At 57.3% G+C, this 1,422-nt stretch carries 3 protein-coding genes; 2 read left to right on the top strand and 1 reads right to left on the bottom strand.

Going from position 1 to position 1,422, the window contains the following annotated elements; genetic code table 11:
- Together DBR30_RS22630 and rimJ are read left to right on the top strand one after the other, a co-directional pair.
- Window positions 1–302 (top strand): GNAT family N-acetyltransferase (locus DBR30_RS22630; protein WP_258224514.1); only part of this gene is annotated, 302 nt, incomplete at its 5' end.
- Complete coding sequence (gene rimJ / locus DBR30_RS19430) at window positions 302–853, top strand: ribosomal protein S5-alanine N-acetyltransferase (RefSeq protein ID WP_108541517.1); 552 nt, start codon at window positions 302–304, stop codon at window positions 851–853. The genes DBR30_RS22630 and rimJ, both read left to right, overlap by 1 nt.
- Window positions 854–915: 62 nt before the next feature.
- Here the strand turns inward: rimJ and DBR30_RS19425 are convergent, their stop codons facing one another.
- A complete protein-coding gene (locus DBR30_RS19425) occupies window positions 916–1,164 on the bottom strand; it encodes a hypothetical protein (protein WP_005340533.1) in 249 nt (82 codons plus the stop codon).
- Between the last annotated feature and the right edge of the window lie 258 nt (window positions 1,165–1,422).

Raw genomic sequence — 1,422 nt, 5'->3', positions numbered from 1 at the left:
GCATTGATCACGACCTTGGCAAGGTGGTCATCGGTTACTGGCTGGCGGAGCGCTGGCAGGGCAACGGTATCATCACCCGTGCTTGTCAGGCCCTGATCCATCACGCCTTCGAAGAGATGGGGATGGAGAAGGTGGAGATCAGCGCCGCCACCGATAACGAGCCCAGCAGGGCTGTTTGTGAACGGCTCGGGATGCAGCTTGAGGGGGTGACCCGGCGCGCAGAGCGGCTGGGTAACCGGATTGTGGACCATGCCCACTACAGCCTGCTGCGCGACGAATGGCTTGGGCAGAGAGACTCCTGATGGCGTTGCCCCATATCAAAACCCCGCGGGCCCATCTGACCATACTGTCGCCGGATCAGGCCCCCATGATGCTCGACTTCTACCGGCGCAATCGTGCCCATCTCGCCCCCTGGGAGCCGCTTCGGGACGAGCACTTTTACACCCTCTCGTACTGGCATGCCCGGCTGCAGGACAGCTATAGCCAGTTCTTCAACGGCACCGGCGTCAATCTGGTGGCCCTCGATCCGGCTGGCGAGCGGGTGATCGCCACCTGCAACTTCAGCAATATCCTGATGGGGGTGTTCAAGGCGTGTCATCTGGGCTATGCCATCGACCAGCAGCATCAGGGGCAGGGGGTGATGAGAGAGGTGCTGTCAGCCGCCATCGACTACCTGTTTCGGGAGCACGATCTGCATCGCATCATGGCTTGCTATATGCCTGCCAATCAGCGCAGTGGCGCTTTGCTGGAGCGGCTCGGCTTCGAGCGGGAGGGATTCGCGCGGGCGTATCTGATGATCAATGGTTGCTGGGAGGATCACATCCTCACCTCGCTGATTAATCCGGCGCCCTGAGCGACAGATAAAAAAACGGGCCCGAAGTTGCCTTCGGACCCGTCTTCGAATGAGGTGCAGGCTTAGTTGGCCTTGGCATCGCTCACTGCAGCTTCAACCTTGGTAGCGGCTTCGGTAGCAGCTTTTTCTACGGTTGCAGTCGCTTCGGAGGTGGCCTTCTCTACGGTAGAGGTGGCTTCGCTAGCGGCTTTTTCTACAGTTGCAGCAACTTCGGCGGCCGGAGCAGCAGCAGGAGCGGCAGCTTTTTCTTCTTTCTGACCGCAAGCGGTCAACATCAGACCCAGGATACCGGCTACCAGTACTTTGTTCATGTGCATTCCCTCAAAAAAAGATGGAGAGATGGTCTGTGCAACCATCACAGCGCCCACCGTTGCCCGGTATTGAAACAAGAAGCCGGGAGGCAGCAGGCGGGCGCAATATAGCCCCATTAGTTACCGATGAAAACGGATATCACAATGACATTTTTTCGTGCCGTGGATAAAAAGCTCCACTGCAACGACTGATATCAATACAAGATGCCGTTAAATAGTGCTAATCGCACAATAAAACACCACTTTGCTGCCATCTTG

The organism is Aeromonas sp. HMWF017 (assembly GCF_003061465.1).
Taxonomy (GTDB): domain Bacteria; phylum Pseudomonadota; class Gammaproteobacteria; order Enterobacterales; family Aeromonadaceae; genus Aeromonas; species Aeromonas veronii.
This window is presented reverse-complemented; position numbering and strand designations above follow the sequence as displayed.

Coding starts and splice junctions, on each gene's coding strand:
- rimJ (WP_108541517.1), top strand. CDS start 302: ATGGCGTTGCCCCATATCAAAACCCCGCGGGCCCATCTGACCATACTG.
- DBR30_RS19425 (WP_005340533.1), bottom strand. CDS start 1,164: ATGAACAAAGTACTGGTAGCCGGTATCCTGGGTCTGATGTTGACCGCT.